Origin of the sequence: Actinomyces sp. 594 (genome assembly GCF_019325145.1) — a bacterium.
Classification (GTDB): domain Bacteria; phylum Actinomycetota; class Actinomycetes; order Actinomycetales; family Actinomycetaceae; genus Actinomyces.
On the sequence record NZ_PIZC01000003.1, the window covers coordinates 1 to 18,497 of the forward strand.

Annotated in this window: 16 protein-coding genes, 1 pseudogene and 1 riboswitch; of the genes and pseudogenes, 16 read left to right on the forward strand and 1 reads right to left on the reverse strand. The window is 70.1% G+C overall.

Features of this window, described 5'->3' with window-relative positions; all coding sequences use genetic code 11:
- Positions 1-1,837, forward strand: a 1,837-nt coding sequence (locus GZ998_RS00095) for a DUF2334 domain-containing protein (protein WP_219108229.1), incomplete at its 5' end; no start/stop codon positions are given.
- Entirely contained in the window at positions 1,837-3,495 is a 1,659-nt protein-coding gene (locus tag GZ998_RS00100; protein ID WP_162678599.1) for a Tat pathway signal sequence, read from the forward strand. The genes GZ998_RS00095 and GZ998_RS00100, both read left to right, overlap by 1 nt.
- A gap of 33 nt (positions 3,496-3,528) precedes the next feature.
- Here GZ998_RS00100 and GZ998_RS00105 read toward each other — a convergent pair whose 3' ends face one another.
- On the reverse strand, positions 3,529-5,823 hold the full coding sequence (locus GZ998_RS00105; RefSeq protein WP_162678600.1) for a RecQ family ATP-dependent DNA helicase: 2,295 nt from the start codon (positions 5,821-5,823) through the stop codon (positions 3,529-3,531).
- 208 nt (positions 5,824-6,031) lie between these two features.
- Between GZ998_RS00105 and GZ998_RS00110 the strand changes: the two genes are divergently transcribed.
- From GZ998_RS00110 to GZ998_RS00175, 14 genes and pseudogenes are all read left to right on the forward strand, one after another.
- Positions 6,032-6,688, forward strand: coding sequence for a hypothetical protein (locus GZ998_RS00110; protein ID WP_161924343.1), 657 nt, complete (start codon positions 6,032-6,034; stop codon positions 6,686-6,688).
- Positions 6,685-7,335, forward strand: coding sequence for an OmpA family protein (locus GZ998_RS00115; protein ID WP_219108231.1), 651 nt, complete (start codon positions 6,685-6,687; stop codon positions 7,333-7,335). Before GZ998_RS00110 ends, GZ998_RS00115 begins: the two co-directional genes overlap by 4 nt.
- A gap of 103 nt (positions 7,336-7,438) precedes the next feature.
- A riboswitch (SAM riboswitch) is annotated at positions 7,439-7,541 on the forward strand.
- Positions 7,542-7,549: 8 nt separating this feature from the next.
- On the forward strand, positions 7,550-8,746 hold the full coding sequence (locus GZ998_RS00120) for a cobalamin-independent methionine synthase II family protein (RefSeq protein WP_219108233.1): 1,197 nt from the start codon (positions 7,550-7,552) through the stop codon (positions 8,744-8,746).
- A 34-nt stretch (positions 8,747-8,780) separates the two neighbouring features.
- Positions 8,781-10,448, forward strand: coding sequence for a cation:proton antiporter (locus GZ998_RS00125; RefSeq protein ID WP_219108234.1), 1,668 nt, complete (start codon positions 8,781-8,783; stop codon positions 10,446-10,448).
- A 45-nt stretch (positions 10,449-10,493) separates the two neighbouring features.
- Positions 10,494-11,711, forward strand: a complete 1,218-nt coding sequence (locus GZ998_RS00130; protein ID WP_219108236.1) for a histidinol-phosphate transaminase — start codon at positions 10,494-10,496, stop codon at positions 11,709-11,711.
- Positions 11,708-12,307 carry an imidazoleglycerol-phosphate dehydratase HisB gene (gene hisB / locus GZ998_RS00135; protein WP_161924340.1) on the forward strand — a complete coding sequence of 200 codons (600 nt, stop codon included), beginning with the start codon at positions 11,708-11,710 and terminating at the stop codon, positions 12,305-12,307. Before GZ998_RS00130 ends, hisB begins: the two co-directional genes overlap by 4 nt.
- Positions 12,307-13,092 carry a hypothetical protein gene (locus GZ998_RS00140; RefSeq protein ID WP_161924339.1) on the forward strand — a complete coding sequence of 262 codons (786 nt, stop codon included), beginning with the start codon at positions 12,307-12,309 and terminating at the stop codon, positions 13,090-13,092. Before hisB ends, GZ998_RS00140 begins: the two co-directional genes overlap by 1 nt.
- A gap of 42 nt (positions 13,093-13,134) precedes the next feature.
- Positions 13,135-13,800: an imidazole glycerol phosphate synthase subunit HisH gene (gene hisH, locus GZ998_RS00145; RefSeq protein ID WP_161924338.1), complete on the forward strand. Its 666-nt coding sequence runs from the start codon at positions 13,135-13,137 to the stop codon at positions 13,798-13,800.
- Between the two features lie 57 nt (positions 13,801-13,857).
- Positions 13,858-14,598: a bifunctional 1-(5-phosphoribosyl)-5-((5-phosphoribosylamino)methylideneamino)imidazole-4-carboxamide isomerase/phosphoribosylanthranilate isomerase PriA gene (gene priA, locus GZ998_RS00150; RefSeq protein ID WP_161924337.1), complete on the forward strand. Its 741-nt coding sequence runs from the start codon at positions 13,858-13,860 to the stop codon at positions 14,596-14,598.
- 80 nt (positions 14,599-14,678) lie between these two features.
- Positions 14,679-15,461: an SseB family protein gene (locus GZ998_RS00155; RefSeq protein ID WP_237564392.1), complete on the forward strand. Its 783-nt coding sequence runs from the start codon at positions 14,679-14,681 to the stop codon at positions 15,459-15,461.
- A gap of 324 nt (positions 15,462-15,785) precedes the next feature.
- Positions 15,786-16,295, forward strand: a pseudogene (gene infC, locus GZ998_RS00160) (translation initiation factor IF-3); the annotation flags it as partial.
- 267 nt (positions 16,296-16,562) lie between these two features.
- Positions 16,563-16,757 carry a 50S ribosomal protein L35 gene (rpmI, locus tag GZ998_RS00165; protein WP_161924336.1) on the forward strand — a complete coding sequence of 65 codons (195 nt, stop codon included), beginning with the start codon at positions 16,563-16,565 and terminating at the stop codon, positions 16,755-16,757.
- 30 nt (positions 16,758-16,787) lie between these two features.
- Positions 16,788-17,168 (forward strand): 50S ribosomal protein L20, encoded by a 381-nt coding sequence (gene rplT, locus GZ998_RS00170; RefSeq protein ID WP_161924335.1) that lies wholly within the window; start codon positions 16,788-16,790, stop codon positions 17,166-17,168.
- Positions 17,169-17,305: 137 nt separating this feature from the next.
- Positions 17,306-18,214 (forward strand): RNA methyltransferase, encoded by a 909-nt coding sequence (locus tag GZ998_RS00175; RefSeq protein WP_219108238.1) that lies wholly within the window; start codon positions 17,306-17,308, stop codon positions 18,212-18,214.
- The last annotated feature ends 283 nt before the right edge of the window (positions 18,215-18,497 follow it).

Sequence of the window (18,497 nt, forward strand, 5' to 3'; positions counted from 1 at the left end):
CGCCCCGTCCGCTCCCGCCGCCGCAGCCGAGCCGCCGGCCGCCGTCCCGGCCGAGGCCCCGGCGCTCGACGTCGCCCAGGAGGCTCCGGTCCAGGCGCCTCCGGAGCCGGCGGCGGCCGCGCAGCAGGTGCTGCCGCTCGTGCTCGCCGGCGAGGCTGAGGCCGAGGAGCTGGAGCAGCCCGTTGAGGCAGCCGCCGAGCCGCAGGTGCGTGACCTGCCGGCGGACGTGGCGCTGCCGGAATCAGCCCGCAGCTTCTCCACCGAGCAAGCCGGCCCCGCCCGTACGCTCGTACTGTTCGACTCCACCGGCCCCTACGCGCATCTCGGCGAGTACTACGCTCTGGGCATGGGGATGCTGGCCTCTCACTCCGGTACGGTGACGACCCTGCCGGTCACGGACTACGTCGCTGGCCTGGCCGGCTCCTACACCGCCGTGATCTACTCCGGCTCCACCTACGATGAGCCGCTGCCGCAGGCTTTCATCGACGATGTTCTGACCGGTGACGTGCCCGTATTGTGGTCCGGTTTCAACATCTGGCAGCTCGCGGCCGGCGCCGAGGGCCGCACCGCCTTCGCCGCCCGCTACGGGTGGGACGCCGCCGGCTCCTACATTGACTCGGCCGATACGGTGACCTCGGTGACCTACAACGGCCAGTCCCTGAGCCGCAACGCCTTGAATACGGGCGGAATCCTCGCCCCCCACATCACCACCCCCGAGGACGTCACGGTACTCGGCTCCGCCCAGTGCTCCGACGCCGCCGGCGCCGCCACCGACTGCGCCCAGGTCGCACAGTCGACAGGCAGCTCCTTCCCGTGGGCGGTCAAGTCCGCGAACCTCACCTACATCGGGGAGGTCCCCCTGTCCTACCTGGGGGAGACAGACCGGTACCTGGCCGCCGCCGACATCGTGCTGGACACCCTCCAGCCCGGCGCGGCCACCGTCCGGCAGGCGGCCGTACGCATCGAGGACGTAAGCCCCGCAACGACGGCCTCGGAGCTGCGCGCGATCGTCGACTACCTGGTCGGCGCGGCCGTGCCCTTCCAGATCGCGGTGGTGCCCGTGTACACCGACCCCAGTGGGGTGTACAACGACGGCGCACCGGAGACCCTCACCCTGGCTGACAACCCGGAGCTGGTCGAGGTTCTCAACCACGCCGTCGCCAACGGCGGCACGCTGATTCAGCACGGCACCCGCCACCAGTTCTCCAACCTCAGCAACCCCTACAACGCGGTGAGCACGGATGACTTCGAGTTCATCCGGTCCTGGTGCAGCTCCGTCAACGACAACTCCGCGCCGGTGGTCACCTGCCAGAACGACTCGTGGGTGCAGATCGGCGGGGACCTGCCGGGCACCGACGCGGACTGGGCCACCGCGCAAGTGCTCGAGGGCCGAGCCATCTTCACCCAGGTCGGCCTGCCCGAGCCCACCGTGTTCGAAACACCGCACTACGCGGCCAGCGCGGCGGCCTACGCCGGCATCGGCAAGGTCTACCAGGTGCGCTACGAGCGCGAGCTCCTGCACGCCGGCCTGCTCACCGGCCGCTCCGGAGGGGACTTCGACTACTTCGGACAGTTCTTCCCCTATGCCGTGAATGACCCGTACGGCACGCACGTGCTGCCCGAGAACCTCGGCAACGTGGAATTGGAGGCGTACAACCAGCATCCGCCGCGCCTGCCCGCGGACCTCGTGGCTGCCGCACGCGCCAACCTGGTGGGTACGCACGCCACCGCCAGCTTCTTCTTCCACCCCTACTATGACGTGTCGCTGCTGCAGCAGGTCGTTGAGGGCATCCGGGCAGAGGGCTACACCTTCGTGCCCGCAACGGAGCTGAAGTGATGCTTGCTTCCGAGGCCTCCAGCCAGGCGGGGGATGACGTGGCCGCGTCCGAGGCGCCTGCCGATCCTCCCGCGCCGGCCCGGCCCCGCAGAGTATCCCGGCGGCGGGCCCTGGGCCTGCTCGTGGCGGGAGGTGTCGGCCTGGCTCTCGCGCCCCTTCCCCTGATAAAGCTGCAGGCCGCGCCAGGGGAGCCGCCCAGCACGGGCGCCCTGGCGCGGCTCGACGTCGCCGCCCCTGATGGTGAGCTCATGACCTTGAGTCAGCTGCTTGAGCGGCAGACCAACGGGGTGGGGGAGGAAGGACGCGATGACGCTCTGCTCGATACCGACACGCTCGAGCTGATCGAGCTCGCCCCCTTGCAAGCGCACGGGGAGTCCACTGCATGCCTGGAGCTGCCTGCGGGCGGCCCCGCCTGTCTTAACCTGTCCTGGCCCACCAGCCACGGCTACTCGGCCCTGCTCGTGGACGTGCCGGGGCCCGGACGCTACGCCCTGGCCGAGCTAGCGGCGCGCAGCCTGCACAACGCCCAAGCGGATGCGGTGCGCAGCCTGCCGACCAGCGGAGCCGAGGCGGATACGGCCCAGGCGGTCAACCAGCTGCGTGCGCTCACCTCCCGGGCACTGGACGCGTGCGCGGCCGCGGGAACTCCCGTCGAGCGCGCCGCGCTCGCCAACGATGCGCTGGAGGCGGCGACCTCCGCCCAACTGGCCCTTGATGCGGCCGCCGCGGGCAGCGGGCCCGAGGACGCCATGCTCGGAGTGACCTTCACCGCCGCCCCGGACCCCGGTACGGCGGCCGAGGCGATAGCCCCGCTGGAGGAGGCCGGCCGGACCCGGCTGGTGCGTATCGTTGTTGCAGACACCGAGGACACTGCGGAGCTGGCGGAGTGGAGGCGGTGCGCCACGGAGTTGCATGACGCTGGTGTCCGCGTCATGGTGCAGGTCTGCGACTCCCAGGACCTGGCCGAGTACACCGAGGACGCGTGGAGGCGGAGGCTGGCGGCTCTGGTCGGCACCTTCCCCGACGCCGACGCCTGGGAGATCGGCAATGAGCTCGCCGCACAGTGGACCGGTCCGGATGCCGTTGCGCGGACGCTTGCCGCTGCGCGAGTCCTGGCCGAGACCCCCGCCACTGCCGCAGCCACGCGCGTGCTCACCCTGTACTACCAGCTCGGTCAGGGCACGGCCGCGGAGTCCGTCCTGTCCTGGGCCGCAGCCAACTTGCGGGGGGAGCTGCTGGAGCTGACTGATGTGGTTGGGCTGTCCGTGTACCCGCAGTGGCATCCGCTGGGATCCGGCGCCCGGCGCGTCATGGAAACGCTGCGGCGGGTGGTGGGGGACAAGCAGACGGCGCTGACCGAACTGGGCTACGGCGCTGAAGACCTCGACGAGGGACCCTGGTGGTTCGGGTCAGCCGATGACGCCGAAGCGGGCCGGTCCGCCGTCGCCCAGCACCTTACGGCGGTCGCGCTGGGGCAGCCGCGCGCCTGGGCCGCGCCGCTGTGGTGGTACTACCTCCAGGATGAGGGGATCGTCTCCGCGGAAACCACCGCACCCGGGCAGCCCCCGAGCACCACTGGGCCGGGCGGCACCGGACCGGACTCCGGCACAGTGGCGCAAGACCTGGTCACTGCGGCGCGTATCGAGGACGGCGGCTGACAACAGGACTGTTGGCAGGCACTGGCTCAGTACTCAGCGCTGCGCTAGCACCAGGGGGTACACCCCGGCCGCCCCCGCCCGCCGCAGCAGCATGGCGCCGACGGTGAGCGTCCAGCCGGAGTCGGTCCAGTCATCCACCAGCACGACGTGACGGTTGTGTAAGCGCTCCAGGACCCGCGGTGGCCATTTCTCCAGTGTCAGGGAACGGACACTGTCCGCCAGCCGGAAGGCGGAGCCGACGTCGTGGCGCCCCGGCTCACCTCGCACCCCGATGACGCCCAGCGGAACGGCTCCCAGGTGATGCGCCAGCGCGTGCCCCAGGTGGCGTACAAGCCTTGGGCGCGTGCGCGAGTCAATGACGACTACCGCCAGCTCCTTCGGACCGACCTGCGCGTCGCCCTCCCCGGATACGGAAATCGCCTGGGCGGCGAGCCTGTCGGCGACCTCCAGCACGGGGGTGCGCAGGGAGGGCGGCACCTCGGAGTCGGCACCTGAGTCCAGCAGATCGCGCAGGGACGCGGACACGCCCAGCCCGTCCAGGCGGCCGACTGCCAGCCCCGGCTCCGCTCGGTCGGCCGCGGCGATAGCGCCCCTGAGCTCGGGGAGGCCCAGGCGGTCCATGCCGGCGGGCCAACGCCTGCGGGGCTCGATCGCAATGCCCACGCGTGCCATCGCTCGACGGGCGGCGGAAACCTCCTGCTCGGCCGGTACCTGCGGCAGGTCCAGCCCGCCGCACAGGTCGCAGGTGCCGCACCGCCAGTCGGCGGTCAGCTCCGGATCATCCAGTACCCGGCGAAGAAAGGCCATCCGGCAGTCGGGCGCGGACAAGGACTCATAACGCTCCATCAGCTCCTGCTCGGCGCGCCGCGCCCGCTCGACCCGCTCATACCGGGGCGCGTCATAGGCCCAGGGACGCCCGGTTGCCTGCCAGCCCCCAGGCACCCGCTGTACTGCGCCATCAACGTCAAGGACCTTGAGCATGGACTCCAGGCGGGCGCGGCGCAGCGGTACCACGGCCTCCAGCGTGTTCGTGCTGACGGGACGTCCGCCCGCCGCGCCGCCCCGGTCCAGCGCTGCCAGAACCTCCCGGACCGCATCCGGGGGAGGAAATCCCTGGGCGCCGAACCAGTCCCAAATGGCGCGGTCCTCGGCCCCCGGCAGGAGGATCACCTCCGCGCGCTCGACCCCGCGCCCCGCCCGGCCCACTTGCTGGTAGTAGGCCACTGGCGAGCTCGGTGCCCCCAGGTGCACGACGAATGCCAAGTCCGGCTTGTCGAAGCCCATGCCGAGTGCGCTGGTGGCCACCAGCGCCTTTACCCGGTTGTCCCTGAGCTCCTCCTCCAGGCGCTCCCGCTCCGCGGAATCCGTGCGCCCCGTGTAGGCGGAGACCGCCATGCCTGCGTCACGTAATCGCTCGGCTACCTCTTCGGCCGCTGCGACCGTCAGGCAGTACACGATCCCGGATCCAGGCGTGCCCTGTAGGTAGCTGACCAGCCACGCCAGGCGGGAAGCGGCATCGGGTAGCTGCTGCACCCCCAGGTGCAGGGAATCGCGTGCAAGCGTGCCGCGCAGTACCAGCACGTCGCGGCCTGGCGCTGACGCCGCAGTGCCGTCCGCGGCAGTGTCCGCAGGGGACGCGGTGCTCAGCTGCTCGGCGATATCGGCGGTGACCCGGGCGTTGGCCGTCGCCGTGGTGGCCAGTACCGGCGTCCTGTGCGGCAGCTGCGACAGCAGGGTGCGGATGCGCCGGTAGTCGGGGCGGAAGTCGTGCCCCCAGTCGGAGATGCAGTGGGCCTCGTCAATCACCACCAGGGCGGCGTCTGCAGCCAGCCGGGGCAGGACCTCTTCCCGGAAGACGGGGTGGTTGAGCCGCTCGGGGGACACCAGCAGCAAGTCGACCTCGCCGCGTTGCACCTGCGCCTCGATCTCGGGCCACTGCGGGGCGTTGACCGAGTTCATGGTCAGGGCGTTGATACCGGCGCGCTGCGCGGCTGCAACTTGATCACGCATGAGTGCTAGTAGCGGGGAGACGATCACTGTTGCTCCGGCAGCCTCCCGCGCGCCGGCCACGGGGAGCGGAGTACCCGGCCGCCAGTCGGCCCAACCCTCGCGTAGTAACACGGTTGCTATAAAGTAGACAGCAGACTTGCCCCAGCCGGTGCGTTGCACTACTAGCGCGCGCCGGCGCTGCACCACCAGCGCCTCGACGGCGCGCAACTGGTCCGTACGCAACTGCGCGTCCGCCCGGCCGACCAGGTCCCGCAGCACCGCCTCGGCGCGCTCGCGGATCGGGCTGGCGGGAGCGGCGTTTGTGGCGGGCTGGTTCATGGCCGCAACGCTAGCCCGGCGCACCGACGCGAACCCGCTCTGCGCGATTGGTGCCGCCGATGCGTATCCACTCGGGTTGACTCCGCTGCTCCGGTAAGATAACGTTCCGGCATACTAAGTTTGGTGCCGCGTCATTCGCCCAGGCGTCGGGCCTCCGCCCGCCAGTCACATACGGTGCTTGCCACTTTCCTTCCCGAGGAGTTGCCGCATGTCCACGTCTTCATCACAGTTTAGGCCGACCCCGGAGTCCCTGTCGGCCGCAGGCGTCAGTCGGCGTCGACTTCTGGCGTGGGGCGGCTCCGCAGTGCTGGCCGGCGTGCTGGCGGCCTGCAGCCTGACCGGGCGTGACGACGGCGAGGACGCCGACGCCGCAGGCGCAGACGTCGTCGGCGCGGCCGCACAGGCTTCGGCGGCCGGAACGGCCCTGCCCTTTACCGGCGAGCTGCCCGTACTCGGTTCCCAGGAGGTGGAGCTGAGCAACGGGTATGCAGCCGAGGAGCCGGCGCGCGTGGACCTCAATGCCGTCACAGTTACCGGGGGCTTCACGGTTGTCACCTTCTCGGTAACCTGCCTCTCGCCGGATGATGAAGACCACGAAGGCCTTTACATGAGCTCTGAATTCAGTAGCCCCGGTGGGGCCGGAACCACCTCGGGAGTGATGCTCATCGACTCCCTGAACCAGAAGACTTACGAGACGGCCCGCAACACCGACGGCGAGCGATTGTGCTCCCAGCCCGGCAGGATCCGCCCGGGTGATACTGCGATCTACTACAACATGTACGCGCCCCTGCCTGAGAATGTGAAGACTGTCACGGTGTCAATTCCCGGCCTGCAGCTGTTCACGGACGTGGCGGTGACGCGATGAACCGCCGTGCCCTGTATGCCGCCCGGCTCGCGGGCGCGGCGGGGACCGTGATGCTGGTGGGAGCGGCGGTGGTCGCGACCAACTCCCAGCCCACGGCGCTGGCCGCCTCTGCGACGCCGAGCGCGACGGAGCCCGCGACGGCAACCTGGTACGTCGACCCCGGGGTCTTGCCGGGCGCCGGGGAGAACATCGACGCTCCCGCATACTCCATCGAGTTGCGGAGCTTCGACATTGAGGCCCCGATCGGGGCCCTGGACGGTGCGGCCTCGGTGGTGGAGCGGGGGGACCGGACCACCACGACGTTGTCTAGCGACATCAACTTCGAGACGGACTCCGCGGACCTTACCGACCGCGCCCACGAGGTACTCGACGAGCTCATCGAGGACTGGAAGGATGATCCGCCCGCCACGGTGACGATTGTCGGGCACACCGACTCGGTGGACGAGGACGCCTATAACCAGGACTTGTCTGAGCGCCGAGCCCAGGCGGTCAAGACGTATATCAGCGCCCGGCTGCCCGAACTTGAGATCACCGCGGAGGGCAAGGGGGAGTCCGAGCCAATTGCTGCGGAGACCAATGAGGACGGCACCGTGTCGGAGGAGGGCCGGGCGGCCAACCGCCGCGTGGAGATCGTCGCCGAGCGCTAGGACCCGGACGCCCTCCCGGCAGGCCGACCGGCCGGTGCGGCGCAAGCGGCGCTGACACGCCGAGAGTGCGGGGACGGCGCGGGGAACTTGGTAGGGTGTTGCCGCACCATCCAGAGCGGCTGAGAGACCTGGCTCGTTGACGCCGCAGCAACCACGCCGTCGGCATGCGTCCGGCGGTGCGGTGCTCCCGCCAGGACCGATGGAAGGACCTGAAATGGCCAAGCAAATCCGCACCACCCATGTTGGCTCCCTGCCCCGCACCGAGGCACTGCTGGAGGCGAATGCAGCACACGCGGCCGGCACGCTCGACGACGCCGGACTCGCGGCGGTCGTCGCCGAGCAGACCGACGCTGTCGTCGCCCGTCAGGCCGAGATCGGCCTGACGATCGTCAACGACGGCGAATACGGTCACGCCATGACCGAGAAGGTCGACTACGGGGCCTGGTGGTCATATTCCTTCAGCCGCTTCAGCGGCCTGGAGCTGCTCGACCAGCTGCCCGAGCGCAAGCCCACCCCGGCCGGCAAGCTCGAGCTGGATGCCATGACCGACCGCCGCGACTGGGTCGCCTACGCCGACGCCTACTCCGACCCCACCTCCGGCATCCACCTGGCCACTCGGCGCCCCTGGGTGTTCCCGGTGGTGACCGGCGAGATCCGCTACACCGGTCAGGACGTCGTCGCCCGCGACATTGCCGCACTCACCCGCGCGCTCGAGGGGGCCGGCAAGCCGCTGAGCGAAGGCTTCGTGGCCTCCGTCTCCCCGGCCTCGGCGGCACGCGTCGGCAACTACTACTACGAGGACGACGAGGCGGCCGTATGGGCCTGGGCCGAGGCCCTGCGCGAGGAGTACCGGGCGATCACCGATGCCGGGCTCACGGTCCAGATCGACGCCCCTGACCTGGCCGAGTCCTGGGACCAGTTCGTCACCGAGCCGTCCCTGGAGGACTACCGCCGCTTCTCCGCCGTGCGCATCGAGGCCCTTAACCACGCCCTGGAGGGCATTGACCCCGCCCAGGTCCGCTACCACGTGTGCTGGGGCTCCTGGCACGGGCCGCACTCCACCGACCTCGGCTTCGACAAGATCGTCGACCTGGCCCTGTCGGTGAACGCCAACGGGCTGAGCTTCGAGGCCGCTAACGTACGCCACGAGCACGAGTGGAAGATCTGGCAGGACACCTCGCTTCCCGACGGCAAGTACCTGATCCCGGGCGTCGTCTCCCACGCCACCAACGTGCTGGAGCACCCCGAGCTCGTTGCCGACCGCATCGAGCGCTTTGCCCGGCTGGTCGGCCCCGAGCGCGTGGTCGCCTCCACCGACTGCGGCCTGGGCGGACGCGTGCACGCCCACATCGCCTGGTCCAAGCTCGCCTCCCTGACCGAGGGCGCCCGGCTGGCGTCCGCGCGTTTCTGAGGCTGCTTCCACGGCCGCACCTTAAGGTGCGGCCGTGGAAATACTTATCATCGCGGTGGCGGGCCTGCTCGTCATTGCCGCCGGCAACCAACTCGCCCCCAGGGTCGGCGTAGCCTCACCGCTACTGCTGCTGGCCCTGGGGGCGGGCATCGGCTTCCTGCCGTTCGTCTCGGCGATCGAGCTGGACCCCGACATCGTCCTCGAGGCGGTACTGCCCCCACTGCTGTTCTCCACTGCGGTATCCATGCCCGTGATGGACTTCCGACGCGAGCTACGCGCCGTCACCGCGCTCGCCGTCGGGCTGGTTGCCGCCAGCGCCGGCATCATCGGCCTGGTGGTGCATGCCGTAGTGCCCGCCATCGCCCTGCCCTGGGCCATCGCACTCGGGGCTGTGCTGAGCCCCACCGACGCCGTCGCCATCACCATTGCCCGCGGCTCGGGCGTCTCCCAGCGGATCATCACCATCTTGGAGGGGGAGGGACTGTTCAATGACGCCACCGCCCTGATCCTGCTGTCCTCCGCCACGGCCGCGGGCATCGCGCACAGCGCCGACGCCCTGCAGCCCGCAGCGCTCGTCTCCGGCTTCCTCACCTCGCTGGCCCTGGCCCTGGCCATCGGCTGGGTGGTGGGGGAGGGCAGCATCCGGGTCCGCTCCCGCATCACCAACCCGACGGCGGACACGGTCGTGTCCTTCACCATCCCCTTCCTGGCCTCCCTGCCCACCGACTACTTGGGCGGCTCCGGGCTGGTCGCCGCCGTCGTCGCCGGCCTGGTCATCTCCTACCGCAGGCCCCGACTGCTGCCGCCCGCCCACAGGCTGACCGCCCAGCAGAACTGGCGCACCATTGAGCTGATTCTGGAAGGCGGCATCTTCCTGGTTATGGGGCTGCAGGCCTACGGGATCGCCCAGGACGTGATCGACGACGGTTTCGGCCTGCGCAACGCCGTGCTCCTGGCCGCCGGAGCCGGGGCCCTGGCGGTCCTGGTGCGGGTGGCCTTCGTAGTACCGCTGCTGCTCTGGCTGCGCCACGTGCGCCGCCGCCACCGCCGTCACTTGGAGGAGGAGCGCCAGCGCCTGGAACACTTCGAGGCCCGCCTGGAGCGCGCACGTGACATCGACGAAGAGCTGCTAGCCCAACACGGCCTGTCCCCGCAGCAGTGGCACCAGGCCCTCACCGGTTGGCGCGAGCGCCTGGAGCGCGGTCAGCGGCGCCAGCGACGCCGGGGGGCAGACCTGGACTACTTCACCGCCGATCCCCTCGGGCCGCGCGAGGGGGCGGTGATCGTGTGGGCGGGCATGCGCGGCGCCGTCACCCTGGCAGCCGCCCAGACCCTGCCCCTGTCCACGCCCGCCCGGCCGTTCCTGCTGCTGGTGGCGCTGCTGGTCGCCGGTGGCTCACTGGTCATTCAGGGGCTCACGCTGAGCGGTGTCATCCGCCTGGTCCGCCCGCGCATGGCCTCCAGCACCGCCGATGTTGCCGAGCGCGAGCGGTTGCTCCGGCTCCTGGGCGACGCCGCCGCCCGCCAGCACGCGGGCACGCTCACCCCCACCGAGGCGCGCGAACTCGCCGTCGAGACCATCCGAGTGCAGCGCCACGCCCTGCTCGATGCCCGTGACGGGGGCCTGTTCTCCTCCTCCAGCCTGGAGTTCGCGCTCGAACGGCTGGACGCCGAGGAGATCCTGCTGACGACCGCTGGCTAGGACGCGTGCCGGGGCAAGGCCGCAGTACGCGTAGACTCCGGCAGCGTGACAGTGCTCCCGCTGCGACCCGATCTGCAGGGCTGCGAACCCTACGGCGCTCCTGAACTTGACGTGCCGGTGCGCCTGAACGTCAATGAGAACCCCTATCCGCCCAGCCCTGCCGTGGTTGCGGACATCGCTGCGGCTGCGGGGCGGGCCGCGAGCGGGCTGAACCGCTACCCGGACCGCGACTTCCCCGGCCTGCGTGCCGCCCTGGCCGACTACCTCGCCGCCGAGTCCGGTGTCAGCCTGAGCGGGGAGCAGGTCTGGGCGGCCAACGGCTCCAACGAGGTCATGGCGCATGTGCTGCAGGCCTTCGGCGGCCCCGGGCGCACCTGCCTGTCCTTCACACCCACCTATTCCATGTACCCCGAGTACGCTCGCGACACTTTCACGCGCTACGTCACCGGGCCCAGGCGCGAGGACTTCACCGTCGACGTCGGCGCAGTTGCCGCGGCCATCGCGCGCGAGCGCCCAGCGGTGCTCATCCTCGCCAGCCCCAACAACCCCACCGGTACGGCTCTGCCGCTTAACGACGTCGTTGCCGTCCTCGAAGCGGCCCGCGGACACGGCCCTGCCGACACGGCGACGAGCGGCGACAGTGCTGACAGTGCTGACACCGCTACGGACTGTGTGGTGGTGATCGACGAGGCCTATGCGGAATTCCGCCGTCCCGGTGTGCCCAGTGCGCTGGAGCTGCTGGAGCGAACCGACGCCGACGGCACCCCCCGTTACCCGCACTTGGCCGTCACCCGCACCATGAGCAAGGCCTTCGGCATGGCCGGGCTGCGGCTGGGGTACCTGGCCGCCTCCGCCGAGCTGGTGGACATGCTGCGCATAGTCCGCCTGCCCTACCACCTGTCCGCCATCTCCCAGGCGGCTGCGCTGGCCGCACTGGATCACCGGCAGGAGCTGATGAGCCAGGTCGCCTCCCTGCGTGACGAGCGCGACGCCCTGGTGGAGTGGCTGCGCGCGCATGGCTGGAACGCCCACGACTCCGACGCCAACTTCGTCCTGTTCGGTCCCTTCGCCGATCGGGAGGCGGTGTGGCGGGGCCTGCTGGAGCGCGGCGTGCTGATTCGCGTCGTCGGCCCGGAGGGGTACCTGCGGGCCTGCGTCGGCACGCCGCAGGAGATGGAGCGCTTCCGCACCGCCCTGCTCGCCGTCACCGGGAATACGACCGGGCAAGCCACAACTCTGGTCAACGAGGAGAAGAACGCATGAACCGCACCGCTCACATTGAACGCGCCACCAGTGAGTCCTCCGTGGTGGTTGAGCTGAACCTGGACGGCACCGGACGCACCGACATCTCCACCACGGTGCCCTTCTACGACCACATGCTCACCGCCCTGGGAAAGCACTCGCTGATCGACCTGACCGTGCGCGCCAGCGGCGACACCGACATCGACGTCCACCACACCGTGGAGGACACCGCCATCTGCATCGGGGAGGCACTGAAGACCGCCCTGGGGGACAAGCGCGGCATCCGCCGCTTCGGTGACGCGCTCGTCCCCCTGGACGAGGCCCTGGCACAGGCCGTCGTCGACATCTCCGGCCGTCCCTACCTGGTGCACGACGGCGAGTCCGATGCCTTCGTGCACCACCTCATCGGCGGGCATTTCACTGGCTCCATGGTCCGCCACTGCCTGGAGGCGATTGCCTACCACGCCGGCATCTGCCTGCACGTGCGCGTGATCTCCGGGCGCGATCCCCACCACATCGCCGAGGCCGAGTTCAAGGCCCTGGCCCGCGCACTGCGGACCGCCGTCGAGCCCGACCCCCGCGTTGACGGCATCCCCTCGACCAAAGGCGCACTGTGATGCATGACGACCACACAACCGGCCCGGTCGGCCGCCCCGATGACGAGCCGGACATCGACGCCGAGTTCGCCGCCATGATGGAGGGCCTGGACCTGTCCGCCGACCCTACCGAGTCGCACTCCGAGGACTCCGCGCCGCCAGAGGCCACCGGCCCCGTCTCCGCTGACGATGTGCCCCACAATGTCTACGGTGTGCCCGGCGGCGCAGGCTCCGGCGACGCAGGCGGCGCAAAAGCGATCAAGATCGCTATCGTGCTGACCCCGCTGGCCAGCGCCGAAGCACTGGCCGCCCTGTGCGCCGCCAGCGGCCTGGACTGCACGGTGGTGCCCTCCCGCTCCGGGGCCATCGCGGTCAAGGAGTTCGTCTCCGCGCACGCAGAGTGGGACATCGCCGAGCTTCTGGGCGGCACGGAAACCGAGCCTGCTGAGGCGGCCGAGCTGGCCGCCGCCCTGTCCCGCCTCAGCCGCCCCGGGGTAGTGCTGATAACCGCCGACCTGGCGACTGACGTGGGCATCGAGACCGGATTGTCCGGCACTATCACCGCCCGTCGCTACCAGGGCGGGCAGGCTGGGGAGGAGGTCAGTCCCGGTGTGCTGCTACCCGACCTGGATGAGGACATCGAGGACATCCTGCTGGGGGCCACCCGGGTGCAGGACATCGCGGGTGCAATCAGGACCGACGAGGTCAAGCCCGGCCGCATGATGCGTTGGCTGGGCCGCGGCATGCGCCGACGTGACCGGGGAGACGGGGATGGCGGTCGTGGTGACGATCCGAGTGAGGGCTGACGTGGGCGCCGTAGCTCCGGCGGGGATGGGTAGGCTGGCTCCGTGAGGCAACCACACGTCGTCGTCCTGTCCTACGGAAGCGGAAACGTGCGCTCGGCGGTGCGCGCTCTGGAGCGCGTCGGCGCGGAAGCCGAATTGACCGCGGACCCCGACTCGGTGCTGAACGCAGACGGGCTGGTGGTACCCGGTGTCGGGGCCTTCGCCGCCGTCATGGAGCAGCTGCGTGCCGTGGACGCTCCCAGGCTGATTGACCGGCGGCTGGCCGGAGGCAGGCCGGTGCTCGGTATCTGCGTGGGCATGCAGGTGATGTTCACCGCCTCCACCGAGCACACTGAGCAAACCAGTGCCGAACCGGTGCCAGGCCTGGACCAGTGGCCCGGCACCGTCTCCCGTCTTGAGGCGGATGTGGTGCCCCACATGGGGTGGAGCCGGGTGCGCCCGCCCGCCGACACAGTGCTGTTCGAAGGCCTGTACGACTCCTCCGGCTCGGAGCGCTTCTACTTCGTGCACTCCTATGCCGCCAAGACCGACCCGGCTGCCCTGCTGGGTGCGGGCAGCACGCGCCTGCCCCGCACCACCTGGGCCACCCACGGGGAGGACTTCGTTGCTGCCGTTGAGAACGGGGCGCTCAGCGCCACCCAGTTCCACCCCGAGAAATCCGGGGACGCCGGCGCGCAGCTGCTGCGCAACTGGCTAACTACTCTCTGACTCGCACAAGACCGCCGCTTGCTCCAAAGCATCCTCCAAAGCATCAAGGAGACGCCCATGCTCACCCTTTTCCCGGCCGTTGATGTCGCCTATGGCAAGGCCGTGCGCCTGCTGCGCGGTGAGGCTGGCAGCGAAACGGATTACGGCAGCCCAATCGACGCGGCACGCGACTGGGTGGAAGCCGGCGCGCAGTGGATCCACCTGGTGGACCTGGATGCTGCCTTCGGACGCGGCACCAACGCGCCCCTGCTCGCCCGTATCGTCGGCGAGGTGGACGTCAAGGTCGAGCTCTCCGGCGGCATCCGCGACGACGCCTCCCTGCACCGGGCGCTGGCCGCCGGAGCCGCCCGCGTCAACCTCGGCACTGCCGCCCTGGAGGACCCCGACTGGACCGAGCGGGTCATCGCCGAGCACGGAGACAAGATCGCCGTTGGCCTGGACGTGCGCGGCACCACCCTGGCAGCCCGCGGGTGGACCAGGGAGGGCGGGGACCTGTGGGAGACCCTGGAGCGTCTGAACGCCGCCGGCTGCGCCCGCTACGTAGTCACCGACGTCACCAAGGACGGCACTCTGATGGGCCCGAATATCAAGCTGCTGCGCGAGGTCTGCGAGCACACCGACGCTCCGGTTGTGGCATCCGGCGGCATTGCCCACCTGGACGACCTGCGTGCCCTTGCCCGCCTGGAGCGCTACGGGCTGGAGGGGGCGATCGTCGGCAAGGCTCTGTATAACGGCAACTTCACGCTTCAGGAGGCACTTGCCGCGTGCCGCGGTGCGGACTCCGTGCAGGGGGCGTGACAAGCATGGTCACAATCCCGGATACCACCGGTGAGCCCGCGGCGGGGGACGGTGCAGGCGGCCCGGGCCTGCCCGCCGACATGCAGTTGGAGGCCGCCCTGGCCGCCCGCAGCCGGCTGGCTCAGTTGCTAGCCGTGCCCACTCCCTTCTCCGCCGACGACGGCACCCCCGACCCCGCCGTGACCGCGGCCCTCGAGGCTCAGGGACTGGCCCGCCACGAGTATCTCGACCGCTTGCTGGCCGCGCTGGCGGCCAGTCGGCTGATCGTGCCCGTCGCGGCACACGCCGTGCACGCCCCCGGCGGCCCCACGCCACTGAGGCTGGGGGAGGCGTCTGCTGCCGTCGGCGCACACGAGCCGCATACCGCCGACGCCGCGCAGGACGCCGCGGACCTGGCCGTCCGGCTCGACGACGGCCACCTGGCCCTGCCGGTTTTCACCTCGGCGGCCGCCGTGGCGGCCTGGCGTGAAGATGTGCGTCCCGTGCCCGTGACCCCCCGCCGCGCCGCGGAGGTCGCCTGCCTGCAAACCGATCAGCTGTGGGTACTCGACCCGGGCACGCGCGGTTTGCGCCTGCCGCGTCCTGCGGTGGTGGCCCTGGCTGGGGGAGAGGACTGGATCCCCTCCTGGCGCAACGAGCCGGTGCAGGCGGAGGTGGCCGCTCAGTTGGGCGCCATCGACGGGGTGACCGGGGTTGCCTTCGCCCCCGGCGAGGACGCCGAGCTGCGGGTGTTCATCCGCGTAGACGCATCCGCCGGCACGCCCGCCGTGGCTGCGACGTTGGAGCAGTGCCAGTATGTGATGGTCAACCCGGCCTGGGGGGAGTTCATCGACACCGTGGAGCTGTGTCCGGTGCCCGCCTGATGGTCAGGGGACGTGATGCCCAGGGCAATGCGCTTATGGGAACTGTCACGTTTCTGCGGGCGCTTGCTGCGGCGTCGGCGCGGGATAAGGCTGCTAGACTCTGGCACCGACCGGCCGGAGTCACGGCTCCGGCACGCAAGCGGAGAAATCCCACCTGGGTCCCCCAAGGGGCCGGGTCATGCGGGGAGCGATCCTCGCAGTCGCGCACCCGTATGGGTGCTCGCGACTGTGCTCTGACGAGCACATGAAAGGCCTTCGCACGCGTTAGCGGCGGAGGCATTCTTCGTTGCAAACGGTAACCACTGACAAGAGTGAGGAACAGTCATCAGCGAGCCCCGTATCAACGAACGGATCCGCGTCCCCGAGGTACGACTGGTCGGCCCTAGCGGCGAGCAGGTCGGCATTGTCCGGGTGGAGGACGCTCTCCGCCTGGCTGAGGAGGCAGGCCTTGACCTCGTAGAGGTCGCCCCCGATGCGCGCCCTCCGGTGTGCCGACTCATGGACTACGGCAAGTTCAAGTACGAGTCGGCCATGAAGGCACGCGACGCCCGGCGCAACCAGGCGAACACCCAACTTAAGGAAATCCAGTTCCGGCCCAAGATCGACGAGCACGACTACGCCACCAAGATGGGGCATGTCGAGCGCTTCCTCAAGGGTGGTGACAAGGTCAAGTGCATCGTCCGCTTCCGTGGCCGCGAGCAGTCCCGCCCGGAGCTGGGCATCAGGCTGCTGCAGCGCGTGGCCGAGGAGGTCGCCGAGCTGGGCAACATCGAGTCCCACCCCCGCCAGGACGGCCGCAACATGGTCATGGTCCTGTCTCCCACTCGTAAGAAGGCGGAAGTCAAGTCCGACCAGCGTCGGCGCCGTGAGGCCGCCCGCGCCAGCCGTAGGGCCGAGAAGCAGGCCGCCCGGGCCGCACGCGAGGCCAAGGTGGAGGCGAAGGCCGCCGAGGAGGCCGCCGCGGGCGAATGAGCCCGCACCGGCAGCAGGTCCGCCCCGCGGGCACGCGCACATACTGCACACATACCCAGCCCCGTCACACGACGAGGTCCGCAGCCCCCGGCCCATCCGGCGTCGGGGACCGAGAATGAGGAAACTAACATGCCGAAGAACAAGACGCACTCCGGTGCCAAGAAGCGCTTCCGGGTCACCGGAAGCGGCAAGCTCATGCGCGAGCAGGCCGGCAAGCGCCACCTGCTGGAGGTCAAGTCCTCCCGCCGCAAGCGCAAGCTGTCCCAGGACCAGCCCGTGGCCCCGGCGGACACCCGTCAGGTCAAGCGTCTGCTCGGTCGCTGATCGGCCCACAACACTTGAAGGAGTCATCAAATGGCACGTGTGAAGCGGGCTGTTAACGCCCAGAAGAAGCGTCGTACCGTACTTGACCGCGCCTCCGGCTACCGCGGACAGCGCTCTCGCCTGTACCGCAAGGCGAAGGAGCAGGTCACCCACTCCGGCGTGTACGCCTTCCGCGACCGCCGCGCCCGCAAGGGCGATTTCCGCCGTCTTTGGATCCAGCGCATCAACGCCGCCGCCCGCGCCGAGGGCATGACCTACAACCGGTTCATGCAGGGCCTGGGCCTGGCAGGGGTTGAGGTGGACCGCCGTATGCTCGCCGAGCTGGCTGTCAACGAGCCCGCCGCCTTCAAGGCGCTGGTTGAGACCGCACGCAAGGCCCTGCCCGCGGACGTCAACGCCCCCAAGGCCTGAGCTTCGCGCTGACGTCAGGCATGTCGCCGGTCGCCATGCGTGGCCGATAACCAGAGTCGACCCCCGCAATCAATCCCCGCGCCTAAGGCGTGGCCTGGTTGCGGGGGTCGGTCTTATACGGCCGGTAACCTGCGGCCATGAGCACGAGCGCGATCCTGGACAACCCCGCGGCCGCCCGCATCACCCGGGTGGCCGGGCTGGCCCGCCGCGCCGCCCGCAGCAAGTACCGTCGCTTCCTGGTGGAGGGGCCGCAGGGCGCGCGCGAGGCGGTGCGGCACGTCGCCGGCCACGTGCTCGACGTCTACTTCACTGAGGAGGCGGCCCAGGCCCACGCCGACATTGCCGAAGCCGCCGCGCGGGCGGGCCTGTACACCCACCTGGTCACCCCCGAGGTCATGCGAGCCATGAGCGCCGACGCGCAGGGGGTGCTCGCCGTGGTGAGGACCGACGCCGTGGCGGCCCGGCCGCAGCCTGGGGCCAGCGGGGGAGGAGCGGGGGCTGCCGCACCCGTGACGGAGAGCGACGCCGCGCGCGAGGCCGGCGCCTTCTCAGGCTCGGCCCTGGAGACGGCCTTGTTCGGCGCGCGGTTGGTGGCGGTGTTGACCGAGGCACAGGATCCCGGCAATGCCGGCACCATCATTCGCGCCGCTGATGCGGCCGGCGCTGACGCCGTGGTGCTGGTAAAGGGCAGCGTGGATCCGACGAACCCGAAGGTCGTGCGCGCCACGGCAGGTTCCCTGTTTCACCTGCCGGTGCTGGCCGGTGTCACGTTGGAGGAGGCCGTGCGCGCACTGCGGGCGGCGGGGCTGAGGCTGCTCGCTGCCGATGGGCACGGCACGGTGAGCCTGTTCGACGCCGAGGCGGAGCTCGGCGCGCCATCGGCCTGGCTGCTGGGCAACGAGGCCCGCGGGCTGGCGCCTGCGGCCCTGGATGCGGCGGACACGGTGGTCTCGATCCCGATCTACGGAATGGCAGAGTCCCTGAACGTCGCCTCCGCCGCCGCCATTTGCCTGTACGCCAGCGTCCGGGCGCAGCACCAGGTGTGATGTGAGTACACGTCTCCGGGCGAACGCGGTGCACACCCAGGCGCTCACGGTGGCACGCAGGTGGGGGCACATCCCAAAATGCGGGGGAATATCCAGAATTGATTGTTGTGGTGGGTTGGCTTGGGGCGGCTCGCTGAAGCGGTCTGCTAGTGGTGTCAGCGCTCCGGTCCGTTTGTGTTGGTGGTGTTGGGGTGGTTTCGGTGCGGGGGCGTGTATCTGGGAGTGTTAATGCCCAGGGTTTGGCGGATGCGGGCGGCGGTGGTTGGGTTGGTGTTTGTGCTGG

What these genes read in the sequence shown, in the direction of transcription:
- GZ998_RS00100 (WP_162678599.1), top strand. Translation starts at nt 1,837, where the DNA reads ATGCTTGCTTCCGAGGCCTCCAGCCAGGCGGGGGATGACGTGGCCGCG.
- GZ998_RS00105 (WP_162678600.1), bottom strand. Translation starts at nt 5,823, where the DNA reads ATGAACCAGCCCGCCACAAACGCCGCTCCCGCCAGCCCGATCCGCGAG.
- GZ998_RS00110 (WP_161924343.1), top strand. Translation starts at nt 6,032, where the DNA reads ATGTCCACGTCTTCATCACAGTTTAGGCCGACCCCGGAGTCCCTGTCG.
- GZ998_RS00115 (WP_219108231.1), top strand. Translation starts at nt 6,685, where the DNA reads ATGAACCGCCGTGCCCTGTATGCCGCCCGGCTCGCGGGCGCGGCGGGG.
- GZ998_RS00120 (WP_219108233.1), top strand. Translation starts at nt 7,550, where the DNA reads ATGGCCAAGCAAATCCGCACCACCCATGTTGGCTCCCTGCCCCGCACC.
- hisB (WP_161924340.1), top strand. Translation starts at nt 11,708, where the DNA reads ATGAACCGCACCGCTCACATTGAACGCGCCACCAGTGAGTCCTCCGTG.
- GZ998_RS00140 (WP_161924339.1), top strand. Translation starts at nt 12,307, where the DNA reads ATGCATGACGACCACACAACCGGCCCGGTCGGCCGCCCCGATGACGAG.
- priA (WP_161924337.1), top strand. Translation starts at nt 13,858, where the DNA reads ATGCTCACCCTTTTCCCGGCCGTTGATGTCGCCTATGGCAAGGCCGTG.
- GZ998_RS00155 (WP_237564392.1), top strand. Translation starts at nt 14,679, where the DNA reads ATGCAGTTGGAGGCCGCCCTGGCCGCCCGCAGCCGGCTGGCTCAGTTG.
- rpmI (WP_161924336.1), top strand. Translation starts at nt 16,563, where the DNA reads ATGCCGAAGAACAAGACGCACTCCGGTGCCAAGAAGCGCTTCCGGGTC.
- rplT (WP_161924335.1), top strand. Translation starts at nt 16,788, where the DNA reads ATGGCACGTGTGAAGCGGGCTGTTAACGCCCAGAAGAAGCGTCGTACC.
- GZ998_RS00175 (WP_219108238.1), top strand. Translation starts at nt 17,306, where the DNA reads ATGAGCACGAGCGCGATCCTGGACAACCCCGCGGCCGCCCGCATCACC.